This window comes from Streptomyces sp. NPDC090442 (genome assembly GCF_044769405.1).
Taxonomy (GTDB): Bacteria; Actinomycetota; Actinomycetes; order Streptomycetales; family Streptomycetaceae; genus Streptomyces.
In genome coordinates, this window is sequence record NZ_JBIVXW010000010.1 from 91,222 (window position 1) to 110,249 (window position 19,028).

At 74.2% G+C, this 19,028-nt stretch carries 14 protein-coding genes; 8 read left to right on the top strand and 6 right to left on the bottom strand.

Features of this window, described 5'->3' with window-relative positions; genetic code table 11:
• Position 1: 1 nt before the first annotated feature.
• The 4 genes from ACIQU6_RS10135 to ACIQU6_RS10150 form a co-directional block, all read right to left on the bottom strand.
• Positions 2-1,684: a sugar ABC transporter ATP-binding protein gene (locus ACIQU6_RS10135; RefSeq protein WP_403481175.1), complete on the bottom strand. Its 1,683-nt coding sequence runs from the start codon at positions 1,682-1,684 to the stop codon at positions 2-4.
• A 211-nt stretch (positions 1,685-1,895) separates the two neighbouring features.
• On the bottom strand, positions 1,896-2,897 hold the full coding sequence (locus ACIQU6_RS10140) for a LacI family DNA-binding transcriptional regulator (RefSeq protein ID WP_403481176.1): 1,002 nt from the start codon (positions 2,895-2,897) through the stop codon (positions 1,896-1,898).
• A 309-nt stretch (positions 2,898-3,206) separates the two neighbouring features.
• Positions 3,207-3,635, bottom strand: a complete 429-nt coding sequence (locus ACIQU6_RS10145; RefSeq protein ID WP_403481177.1) for an organic hydroperoxide resistance protein — start codon at positions 3,633-3,635, stop codon at positions 3,207-3,209.
• 714 nt (positions 3,636-4,349) lie between these two features.
• On the bottom strand, positions 4,350-5,372 hold the full coding sequence (locus ACIQU6_RS10150) for an NADP-dependent oxidoreductase (protein ID WP_403481178.1): 1,023 nt from the start codon (positions 5,370-5,372) through the stop codon (positions 4,350-4,352).
• Positions 5,373-5,460: 88 nt separating this feature from the next.
• Here ACIQU6_RS10150 and ACIQU6_RS10155 point away from each other — a divergent pair, with 88 nt between their 5' ends.
• Both ACIQU6_RS10155 and ACIQU6_RS10160 read left to right on the top strand, forming a co-directional pair.
• On the top strand, positions 5,461-5,943 hold the full coding sequence (locus tag ACIQU6_RS10155) for a MarR family winged helix-turn-helix transcriptional regulator (RefSeq protein WP_403481179.1): 483 nt from the start codon (positions 5,461-5,463) through the stop codon (positions 5,941-5,943).
• A gap of 179 nt (positions 5,944-6,122) precedes the next feature.
• Positions 6,123-6,746, top strand: coding sequence for a disulfide bond formation protein DsbA (locus ACIQU6_RS10160; protein ID WP_403481180.1), 624 nt, complete (start codon positions 6,123-6,125; stop codon positions 6,744-6,746).
• A 15-nt stretch (positions 6,747-6,761) separates the two neighbouring features.
• On the opposite strand, the gene ACIQU6_RS10165 is transcribed toward ACIQU6_RS10160, so the two are convergent.
• Positions 6,762-7,958 carry a helix-turn-helix domain-containing protein gene (locus ACIQU6_RS10165; RefSeq protein ID WP_403481181.1) on the bottom strand — a complete coding sequence of 399 codons (1,197 nt, stop codon included), beginning with the start codon at positions 7,956-7,958 and terminating at the stop codon, positions 6,762-6,764.
• 12 nt (positions 7,959-7,970) lie between these two features.
• Positions 7,971-8,117, bottom strand: a complete 147-nt coding sequence (locus ACIQU6_RS10170) for a hypothetical protein (protein ID WP_403481182.1) — start codon at positions 8,115-8,117, stop codon at positions 7,971-7,973.
• A gap of 343 nt (positions 8,118-8,460) precedes the next feature.
• On the opposite strand from ACIQU6_RS10170, the gene ACIQU6_RS10175 reads away from it, so the two are divergent.
• From ACIQU6_RS10175 to ACIQU6_RS10200, 6 genes are all read left to right on the top strand, one after another.
• Entirely contained in the window at positions 8,461-9,612 is a 1,152-nt protein-coding gene (locus ACIQU6_RS10175) for a DUF3068 domain-containing protein (protein ID WP_403481183.1), read from the top strand.
• Positions 9,613-9,961: 349 nt separating this feature from the next.
• Positions 9,962-11,269 (top strand): glycosyltransferase family 4 protein, encoded by a 1,308-nt coding sequence (locus ACIQU6_RS10180; RefSeq protein ID WP_403481184.1) that lies wholly within the window; start codon positions 9,962-9,964, stop codon positions 11,267-11,269.
• Between the two features lie 7 nt (positions 11,270-11,276).
• Positions 11,277-12,002, top strand: coding sequence for a class I SAM-dependent methyltransferase (locus ACIQU6_RS10185; protein ID WP_403481185.1), 726 nt, complete (start codon positions 11,277-11,279; stop codon positions 12,000-12,002).
• A complete protein-coding gene (locus ACIQU6_RS10190) occupies positions 11,999-16,549 on the top strand; it encodes an alpha-(1->3)-arabinofuranosyltransferase family protein (protein WP_403481186.1) in 4,551 nt (1,516 codons plus the stop codon). The genes ACIQU6_RS10185 and ACIQU6_RS10190 overlap by 4 nt, the downstream gene beginning before the upstream one ends.
• Positions 16,546-18,252, top strand: a complete 1,707-nt coding sequence (locus tag ACIQU6_RS10195) for a condensation protein (protein WP_403481187.1) — start codon at positions 16,546-16,548, stop codon at positions 18,250-18,252. Before ACIQU6_RS10190 ends, ACIQU6_RS10195 begins: the two co-directional genes overlap by 4 nt.
• Entirely contained in the window at positions 18,249-18,992 is a 744-nt protein-coding gene (locus ACIQU6_RS10200) for a class I SAM-dependent methyltransferase (RefSeq protein ID WP_403481188.1), read from the top strand. The genes ACIQU6_RS10195 and ACIQU6_RS10200 overlap by 4 nt, the downstream gene beginning before the upstream one ends.
• The last annotated feature ends 36 nt before the right edge of the window (positions 18,993-19,028 follow it).

Consider the following 19,028-nt stretch of genomic DNA (forward strand, 5'->3'; position numbering starts at 1 on the left):
CTCAGCGGACATCGGAGCCCTCCATTGCGCTCTCGTTCGTGTGCATCTCGCCGGTGGCGCCGTGCGGGGACTGCAGCGCCAGCTCCATCACGGCGTCCTGGGTGGCCTCGCCGGCGAGCAGTTCACCGGTCAGTCGGCCCTGGGCCATCACCAGCACCCGGTCGCTCATGCCGAGCACCTCGGGCAGATCGCTGGAGATCATCAGCACCCCGCAGCCGGCCGCGGTCAGTTCGTTGATGAGCTGGTAGATCTCGACCTTGGCGCCGACGTCGATGCCGCGCGTCGGCTCGTCCAGGATCAGCAGCCGGGTCTCGGCCAACAGCCACTTGCCGATGACGATCTTCTGCTGGTTGCCGCCGGAGAGGGTGCGGGCGGACTGCCCCAGGCCGCTCATCCGGACCTTCAACTGCTCGGCGACGGCGGCCGCTTCGCGCCGCTGGCCACGCCGGTCGACCAGTCCGCCGCGGGTGTCCCGGTCGAGCCGGGCCAGCGTCAGGTTGTCCTGGAGCGAGGCGTCCAGGACCAGGCCCTGGCCCTTGCGGTCCTCGGGCACCAGGCCCAAGCCGGCCCGCATCGCGGCCCGGACGTCCCCGCCGGCCAGCAGCTCGCCGGAGACCTCGACGGTGCCGGCGTCGTAGCGGTCCACGCCGAAGACGGCGCGGGCGACCTCGGTGCGGCCGGCGCCGACCAGTCCGGCCAGTCCGACCACCTCACCGGCCCGGACCTCGAAGTCGATGGTGTCGAAGACCGGTCGGGCGGGGCCGCCGCCGGTGCCCTTGGCGCCCTTGCGGGTCAGGCCGCGGACCCGCAGCAGGGGCGCGCCCGGCGCGTGGGGGCGGCGCCGGGGGTACTGCTCGGCGATGTCCCGGCCGACCATCAGCCGGATCAGCTCGTCCTCGTCGGTGGCGGCGGGCACCTCGTCGACGGAGCGGCCGTCGCGCAGCACGGTGACCCGGTCGCCGAGGGCGCCGATCTCGTCGAGGTGGTGGGTGATGAAGATGATGCCGACGCCGGCGTCGCGCAGTTCGCGAACGATGCCGAAGAGCGTCTCCACCTCCTCGGCGGTGAGCACCGCGGTCGGCTCGTCCATGATCAGGACGCGGGCGTCCAGGCTGAGCGCCTTGGCGATCTCCACCATCTGGAGCCGGGCGATGCCGAGTTCGGCGACCGGGGTGTTCGGGGAGACGTCCAGGCGCACCCGGCGCAGCAGTTCGGCGGCGCGGGCGCGCATGGTCTTCTTGTCGACCAGGCCGAGCGCGGTGCGCGGCTGGCGGCCGAGGAAGATGTTTTCGGCCACGGTCAACCCGGGGACGAGGTTGAACTCCTGGTAGATGGTGGCGATGCCGAGCCGTTCGGCGTCCTGCGCGGAGCGGATCTGCACCTCGCGGAGCCCGTCGGACACGCCGCCGCCGGCCGGTGCCGGGCGGGGGTGCTCCCGACGGTTACCGAGCCCCTCGTCGTCGCTTACGAGGATGCGGCCGCCGTCCGGGCGGTGGGCGCCGGAGAGCATCTTGATCAGGGTGCTCTTGCCCGCGCCGTTCTCGCCGAGCAGCACGTGCACCTCGCCGGCGCGCAGGCTCAGGTCGACGCCGTCCAGCGCGCGGACGCCGGGGAACGCCTTGGTCACCCCCTCGACGCGCAGCAGTTCGCGGCCGTCCGGTACGTCGTCGTTGACGCCGGTCATGCGCTGCCCCTCTCTTCCTGGGTCGGTTACCTCGGCTGGCTGGTTCTCGCCGGGTGGGGTGCCCGGCCGGTCGTCGTACGGCGGGCCCGGTGGTGCGGGTCGTGCGGTCCGTACTGTCCGTGCGGTGCGGTCGGGCCGATTGCGGGTGCGGATCCGGTTCCGGCTGCGGTTGCGGTTTGCGCGGGCGGGTGCGGTCGGTGGGCGGGTGCGGTCAGTGGGCGGTGGGTTCGCCGCAGGAGTGGCGCGGCACCAGACGGGCGGGCAGCAGCACCGACCCGGTGGAGCGCCCCTCGATGCGCTCCAACAGGGTGCGGACGGCGGCCCGGCCGAGTTCGCGGGTGGGCTGGGCGATGGCGGTCAGCGGCGGGTCGGTGTGCGCGAACCACGGCACGTCGTCGTAGACCACCAGCGCCATGTCGTCGGGGACGCGCAGGCCGCGGGCGCGGAGTTCGTCCATCGCGCCGAGCGCCATCAGGTTGTCGGTGGCCAGCACGGCGTCCGGGGGTTCGGGGAGGTCGAGGAAGCCGCTCATCACCCGGCGGCCGCCGGTGGGTTGGAGGTCGGGGGTGGCGCCGACCCGCTCGTCGGGCACGGCGATGCCGTGCTCGGCCAGGGCCGTGCGGAAGAGTTCCAGCCGCTCGTCGCCGGTGGGGGTGCCGGCCGGGGCGACGATGATCGCGGGGCGGCGGCGGCCGAGCGCGGCGAGGTGGGCGGCGAGGTCAGTGAGCGCGGCCCGGCCGTCGGCGCGGACGCAGGGCGCCTCGATGCCGGGGACCGCGCGGTCCAGCAGGACGAGGGGGGTGCCGGAGGCGACGACCTCGCGGAGCATCGCCGAGCCGGTGCCGGCGGAGCTGACCAGCAGACCGTCGATCCGGCGGTCCAGCAACGTGCGGATGTAGTCGTCCTGTTGGGCGGGGCGTTCGCCGGCGTTGCCGATGACGAGGCTGTAGCCGAGGCCGCGGGCGGCGTCCTCGACGGCGTCGGCCAGCTCGGTGAAGAACGGGTTGGTGAGGTCGCTGATCACCAGGCCGAGCGTGCCGGTGCGGGCGGTGCGCAGGGCGCGGGCGACGTTGTTGGGGCGGTAGCCCAGCTCCCGCACGGCGGCGAGCACCCGCTCGCGGGTCTCGGCAACGGGGCTGTTGCCGTTGAGGACCCGGGAGACGGTGGCGACGGAGACCCCCGCCCGCTCCGCCACATCCTTGATGTTCGCCATGGCACCGTTGCCGTTCCGCTGTCGTGTAATCGATTACGCCTGCTGTGTGGGGGCTACGAAATCGATTACATGGCCGGGACGTCAAGAGTCCGTGAATGTTGGCTGCGTCACAGGGGCGGGAGGAGTGGGGCGGCCGCGGGGACGGCGGAGGGCCGCGCCCTGGGGTGGGTGCGGCCCTCGTGGTGGCGGTGCCGATGCCGGCGCCTGTCGGGCCGGCATGGTCGGCCTGGTTGACCGTCCGGCCGGCTCAACTGGCCCGGTCAACCTGGCCGTTGAGGCGCCTGAGCGACCTCAGTCGCCCCGGCCGTCTCAGGCGACGGTCAGCGTGACCTCGATGTTGCCGCGGGTGGCGCGGGAGTACGGGCACACCTGGTGCGCCTTCTCCACGAGGTCCTTGGCGGTGGCCGCGTCGACGTTGGGGATCGAGGCGACGATCTCGACCGCGAGGCCGAAGGCGCCTTCCGGGGTCTTGCCGATGCCGACCTTGGCGGTCACCCGGGAGCCGGAGACATCGGCGTTCTCCCGGCGGGCCACGACGCTGAGCGCGCCCTGGAAGCAGGCGCCGTAACCGGCCGCGAAGAGCTGCTCCGGGTTGGTGCCGGCGCCGCTACCACCCTGCTCCTTGGGCGGGTTGACGACGACGTCCAGCTTGCCGTCATCGCTGGCGACGCGGCCGTCGCGGCCGTTCTCGGCGGTGGCGACGGCGGTGTAGACGACGTCGACGGTCTGGATGGACATACCGAATCCTCCTGTGGTTCGCCGCGACTCGCGCCCACTCATCGCGACGGCTTGCCGCCGAGCCTAACCGGCGGAGGCGCAACGGCGGGAGACGAGTCTCACAGTGCGGAGGGCCGTCGGCGCCCGGTCGAGCGGTGGGCGACCGGAGGTGCCACGGGCGATCGGAGCTGTCGCGAGCGGCCTGTGCCGGGGTTCCTCGCGGAGCCGTGGTTCTTCGCGGAGCCTTGGGGCGGCGCGGAACCGTTGCTGTGGGCCTTGCCCGGGTCCGCCCGGGCCCGCGACGACGCCGCTGGCAGGCCACCGCCCGGGGCACCCAGGACCGCCCGGGGTCACCTCGGGGGCACCTGGCGGCTCCGGGTCGGGTGCACCCGGTCCGCGGCGACGCAGTCACCAGGTGCCCCTCCAACACCACTGCCACCACGGGACGTTCGGCACGCCGCTTCCCCTTCCACCTCCGCTTCCCCTTCCGCCTCCGCTTCCGGTTAGTTCCCGGTTAGTTCACAGAAGAGGCGCTGGGCCACAGGGGCGTTGAACCGTGGGGCCGTCGGACCTCGGGAACGTCGGACCGCACGGATCGTTGAGCTGCGAGGACGGGCGAGGCGAGGCGGCGCCGTCGAGCGCCGAGGCGCACGGGACACGCCACGCGCCGGACGATGCCCAGGCGCTGCGGCGCGCCCGGTGACGCCCCGCCCGTCAGCCCGCGCTGCTCCGTCCTCAGCCCTCCAAACTCACGATCATCTTCCCCGTGTTGGCGCCGCGGAGCATGCCGAGGAACGCCTCGACGCCGTTCTCGATGCCGGAGACCTTGGTCTCGCCGTACTTCAGCTCGCCGGAGCGGATCCAGGCCGAGACCTCCTCGACGAACTGCGGCTGGAGCGCCTGGTGGTCGGAGACCAGCAGGCCCTCCAGGCGGAGGCGCTTGCCGATCACCAGCGGGAGGTTGCGCGGGGCGCAGCTCGGCTCCGTGGCGTTGTACATCGAGATCATGCCGCAAATGGCCGCCCGGCCATGGACGTTGAGCGCGCTGATGGCGGCTTCGAGGTGCTCCCCGCCGACGTTGTCGAAGTAGACGTCGATGCCGTCGGGGGCGGCGGCCTTGAGCTGCTCGGTGACGTCGCCGTTCTTGTAGTTGAAGGCGGCGTCGAAGCCGTACTCCTCGGTCAGCAGGCGGACCTTCTCGTCGGAGCCGGCGGAGCCGATCACCCGCGAGGCGCCCTTGAGCCGGGCGATCTGGCCGACCTGGCTGCCCACGGCGCCGGCCGCGCCGGAGACGAAGACGGCGTCGCCCTCCTTGAACTCGGCGACCGCCAGCAGGCCCGCGTACGCGGTCAGGCCGGGCATGCCGAGGACGCCGAGGTAGGCGGTGAGCGGGGCGAGCGAGGCGTCCACCTTGCCGGCGCGGGTGGCGTCGAGGACGGCGTGCTCGCGCCAGCCGAGGCCGTGCAGGACGTGGTCACCGACGGTGAAGCCCTCGGCGCGCGAGGCGAGGACCTCGCCGATCGCGCCACCGTCCATCGGCTGCCCCAACTGGAAGGGCGGGACATAGGACTTGACGTCGTTCATCCGGCCGCGCATGTACGGGTCGACGGAGAAGTGGAGGTTCTTCACCAGGATCTGGCCGTCGGCGAGCTCCGGCAGCGCGACCTCGCGCAGCGCGAAGTCGTCGGGGGTGGGCCAGCCCTGCGGGCGGGCGACGAGGTGCCATTCGCGGCTGGTGGTCGGCAGCGGTGCGGACATGAGCGTGATCCTCCAAATGTTTCAGGTACTGAAACAATGATGCTGCTGAATATTTCAGCTTGTCAAGCAATTGGGTATCCTGGTGTGTATGACCCCGCGTCCAGACCCGCTGACCGTCGAGGTGGTCGAGCTCATCGGCACCGTCGTCGCCCGCTACCACGAGGAGTACGAGCGCGCCGCGGCCGACCACTCCCTCACCGGGGCCCAGGCCCGGCTGCTGCGCCTGCTGGCGATGGAGCCGATGCCGATGCGCCGGCTCGCCCAGTGCCTGAAGTGCGAGCCGTCGAACGTGACGGGCATCGTGGACCGCCTGGAGGCCCGCGGCCTGGTGGAGCGCCGCCCCGATCCGGCCGACCGCCGGGTCAAGCTGGCCGTGCCGACCGACGAGGGCCGCGCGACGGCCGAACGGCTGCGCACGTCGCTGGACTTCGCCGGCGAGCCGCTGGGCCGGCTGACGGCCGCCGAGCGCACCCTGCTCAAGCAGTTGCTCCAGCGGATGCTGGGCCTCGGGGAGGAAGCGGCCGAGGAGATCACCAAGCCGGGCGAGGCCCGGGCGGAGCCGGGCCGATGAGCCACGGACGCCTCGGGTCGGCAGGGCACGGAGGCACCGGGCCGATGGGTCACGGAGGCGCCAGGTCAACGGGGTGCGCAGAGGCCCACCCGGCGATCGACCGGTGACGGAATTGGCCCAAGGTCGGCGCGGCGGAGTGTCCCGGGCGGACGGTCCGGTGGCGCCTTAACCTGGTCCCCATGACGCACCAGAGCCCCACCCGCCACACCGTCGACTTCTATTTCGACCCCATCTGCCCGTTCGCCTGGATCTCCTCCCGTTGGATCCTGGAGGTGGAGCGCCTCCGGGACCTCGACCTGCGGTTCCGGGTCATGAGCCTGTCCGTGCTCAACGAGGGCCGCGAGGACCTCTCCGAGAAGTACCGCGAGCTGTTGGACACCGGCTGGGGTCCGGTCCGGGTGTGCATCGCGGCCGCCCAGGAGCACGGCGAGGAGGTGCTGCGCGACCTGTACACCGCGCTCGGCACCCGGATCCACAACGAGGGCCGGGAGGACACCGCGGCCGTCATCGAGGAGGCCCTCGCCGAGGTCGGACTGCCGGCCGAACTGGCCCGCGCCGCCGGGCAGAACACCTACGACGACGCGCTCCGCAAGAGTCACCACGAGGGCATGGACCCGGTCGGCGAGGACGTCGGCACGCCCACGATCCACATCGACGGGGTGGCGTTCTTCGGCCCGGTCCTGATGTCGATCCCCCGGGGCGAGGACGCGGTACGGGTCTTCGACGGCGCCCGGCTGCTCGCCGGCTACGACCGGTTCTTCGAGCTGAAGCGGACCCGCACCGGCGAATTCGACTTCAGCTAGCGTCGGTTGAGGGCGTCAGCCGAGCTCGCCGCGGAGGCGGCGGGCGCGGAGGACGAGTTCCAGTTCGAAGCGGCGGTCGGGGTCGTCGAGTTCGCCGTCCCAGAGTTCGCGGATCTGGCGGAGGCGGTAGCGGACGGTCTGGGGGTGGACGCCGAGGCGGGTGGCGATCTCGGGGGCGCCGCCGCGGGTCTCCAGCCAGGCGAGCAGGGTCTCGGCGAGCCGCCGGCCGTGGGTCGGGCCGCAGTGCGCCAACGGGGCGAGCCGGCGGCGGGTGAGGTCCTCGATGAGTTCGCCGGGCGGCAGCAGGACCAACGCCTCGGTGTGCTCGGTGCACTGGAGGAGTTCGCCGGCGGGCAGCAGTCCGCGCTCCATCAGGTCGACCGCGGAGGCGGCCCAGCGCAGCGACTTCGCCGCGTCCAACGGGGGCACGGCGGGCCCGATGGCGCCCGACCAGCCGGCCGCGGCGCGGGCCAACAGCTCCCGGCGCCCCGGCGCCTCCGGGTCCGGCACCACCAGCCGGGGCCGTTCGCACTCCATGTCCAGCAGGATCCCGTCGGCCACCGCGGGCGCCACGGCCTCCCGGTCCGGGCGTAACAGGACCGCCACCGCGACCCGTTCGGGCAGCGGCCAGCCGAGCAGCCGGGCCCGTTCGGTGAGCAGGGGGTGGTCCGGTTCCGCGAACAACTGGTCCATCAGGCGGCGTTGCATCCGGAGGCGTTCACCGGCCTGGCGGGCGGCGGCCTCCGCGTAGCCGCGGACGGACTCGGCGACCAGCCCGTCGAGGTACTCGAAGCCGGACTCGGCCAGTTCGTACATCGCGGGGGCGGGGATGGCGACCTCCTGGCCGATCTCGGCCAGCCGCCGCCAGGCCAGCCGCACCCCCAGCCGGTAGATCGCCTGGAGGACGTCCAGGCTGCGGCCCTGGATGCCCTCGCCGCGGCCGAACTCCTGGAAGACCCGTGGGTGGACGAGCGGCCGGTCCATCCCGTTGGTGAGGTGCGCGACGAAGTGCTCCAGGGACTGCCGGATGCCCACCAGGGCCCGCGGTTCGCCCGACTCGTCGAGGATCAACGGGAGTTGGGGGTACTCGTGGCGGATCTCCCGGAAGATCTCGTGCGCCAGGGAGGGCACCTCCGCCAGGGCCAGGGTGGCGAACCGGTGCACCTGTTGGGGCGGGACCTCCCGCCACGCCGAGCGGACCGCGATCACCACGACGGCACCCCCTCAGGCGCCGGGCCGGCCGAAGGTCACCAGCGGCACGTTCGGCTGCGCGGGCGTGGCCTCCAGGGTGGCGACGACGGCCAGCGCGACGGCCACGGCCAGGGCGGCGGCGGCCAACGCGGTCAGCGCGGCGGCGAGGGTGCGGTGCATGGCGCGGCGGTCCCTTCGTCGGCGGTCGGTACCGGGAGCGCGGCACGCGCCGGCACCGGAGAGCGGCACAGGAGGAGCGGCGGCACGTCGCCGCGCGGGCGGTCGCGGGGCGGACGCCTGCGGCCCTGCGCCCGGTGCCCCACAGGGGCCGTGACGGCTCGGGAGACCGGCGGCGGTGCCGCGTTCCCACCGCGCGGCGCCGCTTCGGTCGCGGTGCCTGCCGAGTGTGGAAGGGCATTGACGCGCTGTCAAGGGTTCGCTTACGTTCCCGGCCCATGACGCCGCGTCGCGGCGCCGCACGTGCACCAGGGCGTGTTCCCTCACCGCTTCCAGGAGTGCTCGTATGCGTCAGCTTCCCCCTTCCGGCCAGCAGCCCGGGCACGAGGGTCACCCCAGAACCGCCGGTCGTTCAGGCCCTGTTGACCCTGCCGCTCCCGCCGGTCCTGCTGGTCCCGCCGGACCTTCCACGGCCGCGGACACCGTCCCCATCGACCCCATCGCCCCCGTTGCCCCCATCGCCCCCACCAGATGCGTCCACCGCCCGGCCACCCCGCTGTCCCTGGCGCTGTTCGGGGTCGGCGTGTTCCTGCTGGTGTTGGCCCCGTTGCTGGTCTGGTACGTGGCGCCGCGGGCCGCGGTCACCCCCGTCGACGTCGACGTCACCACGGTCTTCACCGGCACCGGCAGCTACTTCGACACCGGCGCGCTGACCACCCGGGACCGGCAGCGGATCACCCTCACCCGGCACGTGGTGGGCGACGTCGCGGCGAGCGAGCAGAGTGGGCGCGCGGTCTGGGACGTGTCCACCACGGTCGACACCCCGCGGACGCTCCCCTTGGCGGACCCGCGCAAGGCGCTCCAGTGGACCACCGGCCGTTGGGTCACCGACCGGCGCAGCAACGCCCCCGTGCACTGCTGCGGTGAGGCCCCCACCCAGTACGACGGGGACGCCTACCTCAAGTTCCCCTTCCACGTGGCGAAGCGGACCTACCGCTGGTGGGACGACACCCTCGGCGCGGCCGTCCCGCTCCGCTTCGCCGGCACCACGCGCCGGGCGGGGATCACCGGCTACCGCTTCACCGGGACCGTGCCGGCCACCCGGACCGGCACCCGGCAGGTCCCCGGCCGGCTCGTCGGCCGCCCCGGGCAGGGGCAGATCCAGGCCGAGGAGTGGTACGCGAACACCGGTATCAGCCTGGTCGTCGAGGAGCGCACCGGCCGGATCGTCGACGCGTCGATCTCGCCGGTCAAGACGCTGCGGGCGCCCGGTGGCCGGCGGGACGCGGTGGTGTTGCTGCGCGCCCGGAACCTCGCGTTCACTCCCGCCACCCGGCGGGCGCAGAGCGCCCTGGCGCGGGCCGACAGCGGGAAGTTGGCGCTGGTCGGCCGGACGCTGCCGGCCGTGTCCGTGGCGGCCGGTGCCCTACTGGCGCTGGCCGGCGGGGTGTTGCTGGCCCGGGGTGGGCGGCGGGGTGGCCGGTTCTCATCGGTGTGACGAAACAACGACCCGGTCCGGAGCGGATTTTGTCACCCCGGTGAGTAGCCGGGGGCGCGTCGGGGCGCGAACACTGGCCCTCCAACCGGACGCCCGCCCCCACGCGCACCACAGTTCCACCCCCACAACCGGAACACGCCCCCTGTCGCACGCCCCACCGACCGCTCACCCCAGTCACACCCCGCGCGACCCCCACAACCGCGCACCCCTCGCACGCCCCCACAGCACCCGCACCCCTCACCCCCACGCAAGCACCACACGAGCCGCACGAGCCGCACAACCCGCACGACTCAGCACGCAGTACGTCCCCCACCGTAGGTACCGCACCCTGAGACGAGTTGGATCCCACATGCCTCAGCATGTACCCCCGTCCCCACCGCTGCCCCCGTCCCCACCGCTGCCCGCGTCCCCGGCGGCCGCGCCCGCTCCCCTCGAACCACCCGCACCACCGGCGCCCCGCACGCCGTCCACGGTCACCGCTCCGGCCACGTACCCGTCCCCGGCCGCGGACGAGCCCCCGCGCCCCCGCCGGATCGTGTTCCTGGCCCGCCGCGACCTCGCCAACCCGGCCGCCGGCGGCTCCGAATTGCTGGTGGACCGGATCGCCGCCGGGCTCGCCGCGCACGGGCACGAGGTCACCCTGCTGTGCGGCGGCCCCGCCTCCCCGGCGGGCCCGCCCCCCGCCGAGGCCCCAACCGCCCCCGGAGGCACGGGCGTTCACGAGGGCGCCCCCGCCTACCGCGTCCTGACCGCCGGCGGCGACGCCGGCCACTTCCTGCGTGTCCCCCGCCAGGTGACGCACCGCGCCGGCGGCTGTGACCTGCTGGTCGAGGTCTGCAACGGCATGCCGTACCTCGCGCCCCTCTGGCACCGCGGCCCCACCCTGTGCCTGGTCAACCACGTCCACACCGACCTGTGGCGGATGCGTTACCCGGCGCCCGCGGCCCGGCTCGGCCGCCGGCTGGAGCACTGGGCGCTGGCCGGCACCCACCGCGGCAACCTGATGGTCGCGGTCTCCGACTCGACCGCCGCCGCGCTGGCGGACCTCGGCGTCGCACCGGACCGGATCCGGCTCGTCCACAACGGAGTCGAGGAACCGGGCCCGCTCCTTTCCGAGGCCCCCGAGCCGCTGTTCCTGGCCATGGGGCGGCTCGTCGAGTACAAGCGGGTCGACCTGCTGCTGCGGCTGTGGGAGCGGGTCCGCCCGGTCACCGGCGGCCGGCTGGTGATCGTCGGCGACGGCCCGGAACGCGACCGGCTCGCCGCGCTGGCCGGCCCCGACGTCGTCTTCACCGGCCGGATCTCCGAGCGGCGCAAGCACCAACTCCTGTGCTCCTCCTGGCTGCTGCTGCACCCCTCCCTGGTGGAGGGGTGGGGCCTGGTGGTGATGGAGGCCGCCGCGCGGCGCACCCCCACCGTCGGCTTCGACATCCCCGGCCTGCGGGACTCCGTCGAGGACGGCACCACCGGGCTGCTGGCGCGCGGCGAGAGCGCCTTCGCCGCCCACTGGTGCACGCTGGCGCTGAGTGCCCGCCGGCGGCACGCCCTGGGCGCCGCGGCCGCCGACCGCGCCGCCCGCTTCAGATGGAGCCGGACCGTCCGGAGCTTCCGGGCGGTCGCCACGGAGGCATACCTCCGGCCGCTCGCCGGGCGGTGACCGGCCCGTGCGCGACCCCTCGCTGGGCAGGTCCCTCGCCCTCTTCCGCGCCTTCCTGAACGAGCCCACCGACCCCGACCACTGTTACCGGCTGCTCGCCCGGGACGCCGCCAACCAGGTCGAACGCTACGCCCCGTTACGCGGCGCGGTGGTCGTCGACGTCGGCGGCGGCAGCGGTCACTTCACCGAGGAGTTCCGCCGCCGCGGCGCCCGCGGCTACCTCTTCGAACCCGACACCGCGGAACTGGCCGCCCGCGGCCGGATCACCGACGGGGCGGTGCTCGCCGACGGCTACCTGCTGCCGCTCGCCGACGGCACCGCCGACGTCTGCTTCTCCTCCAACGTCCTGGAACACGTGGCCGATCCGCAGACCTTCCTCAGCGAACTGGTGCGGGTCACCCGCCCCGGCGGCCTGATCTACGTGGCGTTCACCAACTGGCTCTCCCCCTGGGGCGGCCACGAGACCGCGCCCTGGCACTACCTCGGCGCCGAACGGGCCCGCCGCCGCTACCAGCGCCGCACCGGCCGCCCCGCCAAGCACACCCTGGGCCAGAACCTCTTCCCCGTGCACATCGGCCGCACCCTGCGCCAGGTCCGCGCCCGGGACGACGTCGCGCTCGTCACCGCCCGCTCCCGCTACGCGCCGTTCCTCGCCGAGGCCATCCCCCGCCTCCCCGGCGTCCGCGAGATCGCCACCTGGAACCTCCTCCTCATCCTCCGGCGGTTGCCATGACCCAGACGCTGCAGAAGTCCCCGTCCCCCGGAGCGCCCGACGCCGGCGGCACCCCGGCCACCGCCCCCGCCCCGCCGCCCGACGAACCCCGGCGCAGGCGCTGGCTGTTCGCCTTCTGGGCGGCCGTCCTGGTCGCGTTCCTGGCCCCGTCCCCGGGGAAGACGACGTTCGAGACGAAGCTGGGGGTGGCCGTCGACCCCTGGCGCTTCCTCACCGACCTCGGGCAGTTGTGGCACGACCGGGCCGGCTTCGGCGGCCTCGCCGACCAGTACATCGGCTACGCCTTCCCCGCCCTCCCGTATTACGGCACCGCCCACGCGGTGCACCTGCCGGTCTGGCTCGCCGAGCGGCTGTGGATGTCGCTGATCGTCACCACCGCCTTCTGGGGCGCGCTGCGGCTCGCCGAGCGGCTGCGCATCGGCGGACCGCGCAGCAGACTGCTGGCGGCCGCCTGCTACGCCCTGTGGCCCGCCTTCACCATCGTCGTCGGCTCCACCTCCGCCGCCGCGCTGCCCGGCGCGCTGCTGCCCTGGGTCCTGCTGCCGCTCACCGACGGGCGGCTCACCGCCCGTACCGCGGCGACCCGTTCGGCACTGCTGATCCCCCTCATGGGCGGCGTCAACGCGGCCTCCACCCTCGCCTCCCTGTTACCGGTGCTGCTGTACGCGCTGTCCCGTACGGGAGCGCGCCGCCGCACCCTGCTCGCCTGGTGGCTGCCGGGCGTCGTCCTGGCCACCGCCTGGTGGACGGTGCCGCTGCTCCTCCTGGGCCTGCACGGCGAGAACTTCATGCCGTACATCGAGCAGGCCGACACCACCACCGCCACCATGTCCGCCACCGAACTGCTGCGCGGCGCCGGCAACTGGGTCGGCTACCTCAACTTCGGCAAACCCTGGCTGCCGGCCGGCCAGACCATGACCGGCAACGCCTTCGCGGTGTTCGGCTCCGGCCTCGCCGCCGCCCTGGGCCTGGCCGGCCTGGCCCGCCGCAGCCTGCCCGAACGGCGCTGGCTGCTGCTGACCGTGCTGACCGTCGCGCTCATCGGGCTGGCCGGCTACGGCGGCGCCCTCGGTGGCCCGCTGCACGCCACCTGGCAGGAGTGGCTGAACGGCTGGCTGCGCCCGTTCCGCAACATCTACAAGTTCACCCCGGGCCTCGGCCTGGCGCTCGCCCTGGGCCTGGCCCACCTGCTCGGCACCCTCCGCTGGACGGGAACCGGGCGGCGCGCCGCCCGCCTGACCGCCGGCCGCCTGCCCACCGCGGCGGCCGCGGTGCTCGTCCTACCGGCGCTGGCCCTGCCCTACCTGGGCGGCACCGTCCTCCAACCGGGCGCGTTCCGCCAACTCCCCACCTACTGGCAGCAGACCGCCTCCTGGCTCAAGGACCACACCCACGGCAGCCGCTCCCTGGTGGTCCCCGCCACCGCGCACGGCCTGTTCACCTGGGGCTCGCCCATCGACGACCCCATGGACGTGCTCGCCCGATCCCCGTGGGCGCAGCGCGACTTCGTGCCCTTCGGGACGCCCGGATCCCGCCGCGCCCTGGACGCCGTCGAACAGGCCCTGCTCACCGGCGCCGAGGTCCCCGGCCTGCGCGACTACCTGCACCGGGCCGGCATCCACGACGTCGTCGTCCGCAACGACCTCGACCCCGACCAGATCGGCTACGTCCCCCCGCAGACCGTCGAACGCACCCTGGAGGCGTCCGGCTACCGCAAGGCCGCCGCGTTCGGCCCGCTCACCACCGCCGGCCGGATCCCCGCCGAGACGCCCGTCCAGATCCAGGGCCTCTACCCGCGCCAGCGCTCCGTGGAGATCTACCGGCCACAAGGGGTCGCCGAACCCGGCCCCGTCACCGCCCCCGCCGCCGCGGACACCGCCCAACTCAGCGGCGGCCCCGAGGCCCTGCTCCAACTCTCCGCCGACCCCGCACTGCGCGACCGCCCCACCGTCCTCACCGGCGACCGCCACCCCGGCGTCGACGCCCTGCCGCTGCAACTCACCGCCGACGGCCTGCGCCGCGCCGACACCCGCTTCGGCCTGGTGGGCAGCAACACCTCCTACACCTACACCGCCGACGAGACCAACCTGCCCGGCAGCCTCCAGGACCCCGGCCGCCCACCCCGGCAGATCCTGCCGACCTCCGGCATCCGGCACCAGACCACCGCCGTGCTCCGCGGCGCCGCCGCCGTCACCGCCTCCTCCAGCGGCAACTGGCTCTTCCACCTGCCGCAGTACGACCCCGTCAACGCCTTCGACGGCAACCCCGACACCGCCTGGGCCGAGGGCAGCGCCGGCAACCCCGTCGGCCAGTGGATCCGGATCGCCTTCGCCACGCCGACCGACATCCCCGCCAAGCTCTCCGTCACGCCCCTGCCCGGCGACGGGCTGCGCGCCGCCCCCACCTCCGTCCGCATCCAGACCGACCGCGGCCGCGCCGACAGCCAACTCCGCCCCGACGGCTCCCGTCAGCAGATCAAGGCCCCGCCCGGCAAGGCGACCTGGCTCCAACTCACCATCCTGGGCACCCAGACCCCGCGCGCCGGGCTCTCCGGCGCCGGCTTCACCGAGATCTCCATCCCCGGCGTCCAGGTGTCCCGACTCCTTCAACTCCCCACCGACGCCCGGCATTCCGACGCCCCGTCGCAGATCGTCTCCCTCCACCGGGGCAGCGACCCCGGCGGCCTCTCGCCCGTCTCCGCCGAGGTCGGCCTGCACCGCCAGTTCGACACCGGCCGCACCGCCCCGTACGCCGTCTCCGGCACCGCCCTCGCCGTCCCCGGCCCCGCCCTCGACCGGCTGCTGGACCGGGTCGCCCCCGACCAGAAGGACCGCATCACCGCCACCGCCGACTCCACCAGCTTCGGCTTCGGCCAGTCCCTCAGCCCCCGCAACCTCGTCGACGGCGACCTGACCACCGCCTGGATCGCCGGCGCCAAACCCACCATCCACCTGCGCTGGCCCGGCAAGAAGAAGCTCGACCGGATGGTGCTGGCAGCCGCCGGCGGCATCTCCACCCGCCCCGAGCAGATCCAGCTCAACTCCCCCTACGGGGCGGCCACCGCGGCCGTCGACGAGAACGGGCTGGCCCGCTTCGACCCGATCACCACCGACCGCCTCGACATCACCATCAGCAAGGTCAAGGAGCTCTCCCTCAGCAACCCGGTCGCCGGCCAGGCACTCCAACTCCCCGTCGGCCTCAGCGAGATCTACATCCCCGCCCTCGACGCCTACCGCACCCCGCCCCCGGCCCCCGACCGGCGCTTCGCCCTCCCCTGCGGCCAGGGCCCCCCGCTTGCCGTCGACGGCATCCTCTACGCGACGCAGGCCAGCGGCTCCGTCCGCGACCTCACCGAACGCCGCCCCGTCACCGTCCGCCCCTGCGGCCCCGCCGTCACCGACGGCCAGATCCTCCTGCGCGCCGGCCAACACCGCGTCGAGACGGGCGACCAGGGGCCGTTGACGATCACGGACGTGACGCTGAGCACGGGTGCGGGGACCGGGAACGAGGGCGCCAACGGGCCTGACGCCGGCACGCGGCCCACCGCTGCGACGGACGGTACGGCCGCCTCCGCCGCTCGCCCGCTCGCCCCGGCCCGCTCCGTCACCGTCAAACAGTGGTCCGGCGACCACCGCACCGTCACCGTCGGCGCCGGCCGGGCCGCCTACCTCCAACTCCACGAGAACGCCAACGACGGCTGGCGCGCCACCCTCAACGGCAAACAGCTCACCCCGCTCCGCGTGGACGGCTGGCAACAGGCGTTCCTCGTCCCGGCCGGCGCCGCCGGCACCGTCGAACTCAGCTACGCGCCGGCCACCTTGTACCACCTCGGCCTCATCGGCGGCATCCTGGGCATCGCCCTGCTCATCGCCTCCGCCCTGCTCCGCCGCACCCCGCGCACCCCACCAACGGCACCGCAGCAACCCCCCGCCCCCTCCCGGGTCCTGGGCACGCTCGCCCTGACCGGGGTGGTGGCCCTGGCCGCCGGCCCGTACGCACTGATCGTCCCGCTCCTGGCCCTGGTGGCCCGCCTGCGGCCGCGGGCGCTGGCACCACTGGCCGGCACCGCGATGCTCGCGGCCGGCATCACCGCGGCCCTCGGCGCGGGCCACCCGCTCGCCGACAACTCCGGCGCCTTCAGCGCCCTCGCCCAGGCCCTCGCCCTCCTGGCCCTCACGGCGGCGGTCGTCACCTGGCCGACCCGCACCGGGAGCGGCGCTGGGCCTGGAGCCGGCAGCGGCCCGGGGTTCCCGGGGATGGGCAGTGGACCGGGCGGTGGCGCGAACGAGGGCAGCCAGCAGGGGAGTTCGAGGGAGGGAGACGGGCCCGGCGCCCCGTCGGCCACTCCGACGACCCCGGCCTCTTCAGGCACTCCCACCGCTTCGACCACTTCAGGCACTCCACCTGCTCCCGCCGCTCCGGCCACGGGTGGCGCACCTGACGGCGGAACCGCGCCACCGGCCCGTACACCGCACCGGGACGCGGGGGCCGACCCCACGACCCCCCTCCGCCCGCCGCCCACCACCCCCGAGGACACCCCGCGATGACCGCCCTCCAACCGGCCCGGCACGACCCACCGGACGGGCGGGACACCCTCGCGCGGGAAGGCCGGGCCCCCACCACCGGGCCCGGCCCCACCCCCCGCGTCCGCTTCCCCCTCGTCGACGAGATCTCCCGCCACTGCCTGGAGGACGACGAACCGGAGACCGTCCACGTAGAGGTGCACCTCCCGGGCCGGCTCGACCACGCCCGGCTGCGCACCGCGTTCCACCGGGCGCTCGCCCGCCACCCCCGCGTCCTGATGCGCCAGGCGCCGGCCCGTTGGTGGCACCGCCACTACAGGTGGCAACTCACCCCCACCCCCGACACGGACCCGGTCGTCTTCCCGCCCCCGGGCCCCGACGCCCTCACCCGCGCCCGGGACCGGGCGCTCACCGACTGCCCTCCCCTGGACGCCGCGCCACCACTGCGCCTAGAGGTCATCGAACCCACACACCCCACCACGACCGACGTCCAACTCGCCCCACCCCAGGGCACGGTGCTCCTGCTCACCGCCCACCACACCGCACTCGACGGCCCCGCCGCCCTCCGCATCCTCGCCACCACCGCCGAACTCTACGGACACACCCGCCCCTCCCCACTCACCACTCCCCCTCCCCACCACACCCCTCGCCTCTCCGCCCCCCTCCCCCACCACAACCCCCTCACCCGCCCCACCCACATCGCCCCCTCCCTCCTCCACCAACACCCCACCAACGAACCCACAAAGCCCACAAAGCCCACAACGAAGCCTCGCCGTTCTCACACCCCCCTCCCCGGCAACGGCATGCTCCTCATCCACCTCCCCCTCCCCACCCGCCCCCCACACCCCGCCGGCACCCCAGCCCCCTACACCATCAACGACCAACTCCTCGTCGCCACCTACCTGATGACCACCCGCTGGAACGCCCAGCACAACCACCCCACCGCCCCCGTCGTCATCGCCATGCCCATCGACGACCGGCCACGAGGCCCCCGGATGCCCATCGGCAACGGCACCCGCCTGGCCCCGGTCCACTTCCCCTCCCCACCCAGGGCCACCGCCGCCCCCACCCCGTCCCGCCTCCTCCACCAGACGGCCGCCCACACCCGGGCCCTGAAGTCCACCCCGAGCCCACAACTCGGCCTGGCCGGAACCCTGTTGACCGCCCTCCCGCTCCCCATCGGCGCACGCCGCGCCCTCACCCGAGCCCTACGCGCCCTCGCCACCCCCTGGGCGCCCACCGCCCTCCTCTCCAACATCGGCCGCGTCCCCTACCCCCTGGACTTCGGCGACGAGGGCGGCCGGGCGACCGCGGTGTGGTTCTCCGCCCCGGCCCGGATGCCCCGCGGACTGAGCGTCACCGCCGCGGCCACCAGCGGCGGCGACCGCATCCACCTCGCCCTCCGCTGGTCCCGCGCCCTCCTCGACGACGCGGCCGCCGCCCGCCTGCTGGACCTCTTCCGCTCCTCCCTCGCCACCACCGCCCGGCCCCCCGAACCGGAAGCCAACTGGTCCTCACCGGAACCCACTTGGCCGCCACCCCCGGAAGCCGACCAACCACCACCGGACTCCACTCGACCCCCAGCCCCGGAAGCCGCCCGGCCCACACCGCCACCACCACAAACCGCGTGGCCACCACCGACACCAGACCGGCCGCAACCGGAATCCCCATCCAACCGGTCACCCGCGGAAGGCGCCGGCCCACCGGCCGAAGGAGCCACCCCATGACCGCGCTGCAGAACTTCTACGAGAACCCCGCCGTACCGGTCGCCTCCGGCCCCGCCCGCAGCCGACGCCAGGCCCGACTCCTGGCGCGCGCCCTCGGCCCGGTACGCGACGGGGCGCCGCCCGCCACCGTCCTGGACATCGGCTGCGGCGACGGCACCGCCGCAGCCACCGCCGCGGACACCCTCGGGGGCCACCGCATCATCGGCGTCGACTGGTCCCAGGACGCCCTCCGTCGCGCCACCACCCGCCTCCACCGCGTCGTACGCGGCGAACTCACCGACGGCGGGCTGCCGTTCGCCACCGGCTCCGCCGACGCCGTCCTCTTCAGTGAGGTCATCGAGCACCTGGTCGACCCGGACGCCGCCCTGGACGAACTCCGCCGCGTCCTCCGCCCCGGCGGCCACCTCCTGCTCTCCACCCCGAACCTCGCCGCCTGGTACAACCGCGGCCTCCTGCTCGCGGGCGTCCAACCCGTCTTCTCCGAGGTCAGCCTGCGCGCCATCCACGGCCGCCCCGGCACCCAGGTCGTCGGCCATCTACGCCTCTACACCGCCCGCGCGCTCCGCGCCTTCCTCACCGCATCCGGCTTCGACGTCATCCGCATCGCCGGCGCCCCGTACCACGACGTCCCCCGCCCCCTCCGCCCCCTCGACCGCGCCGCCTGCCACGCCCCCTCCCTCTCCTCCATCCTCCTGGCCCACGCCCGCCCCACCACTCCCGTCCCCACCCCCCGTCACTAATCACGCCCCATAACAATCCGTGGGAACAAAACCACC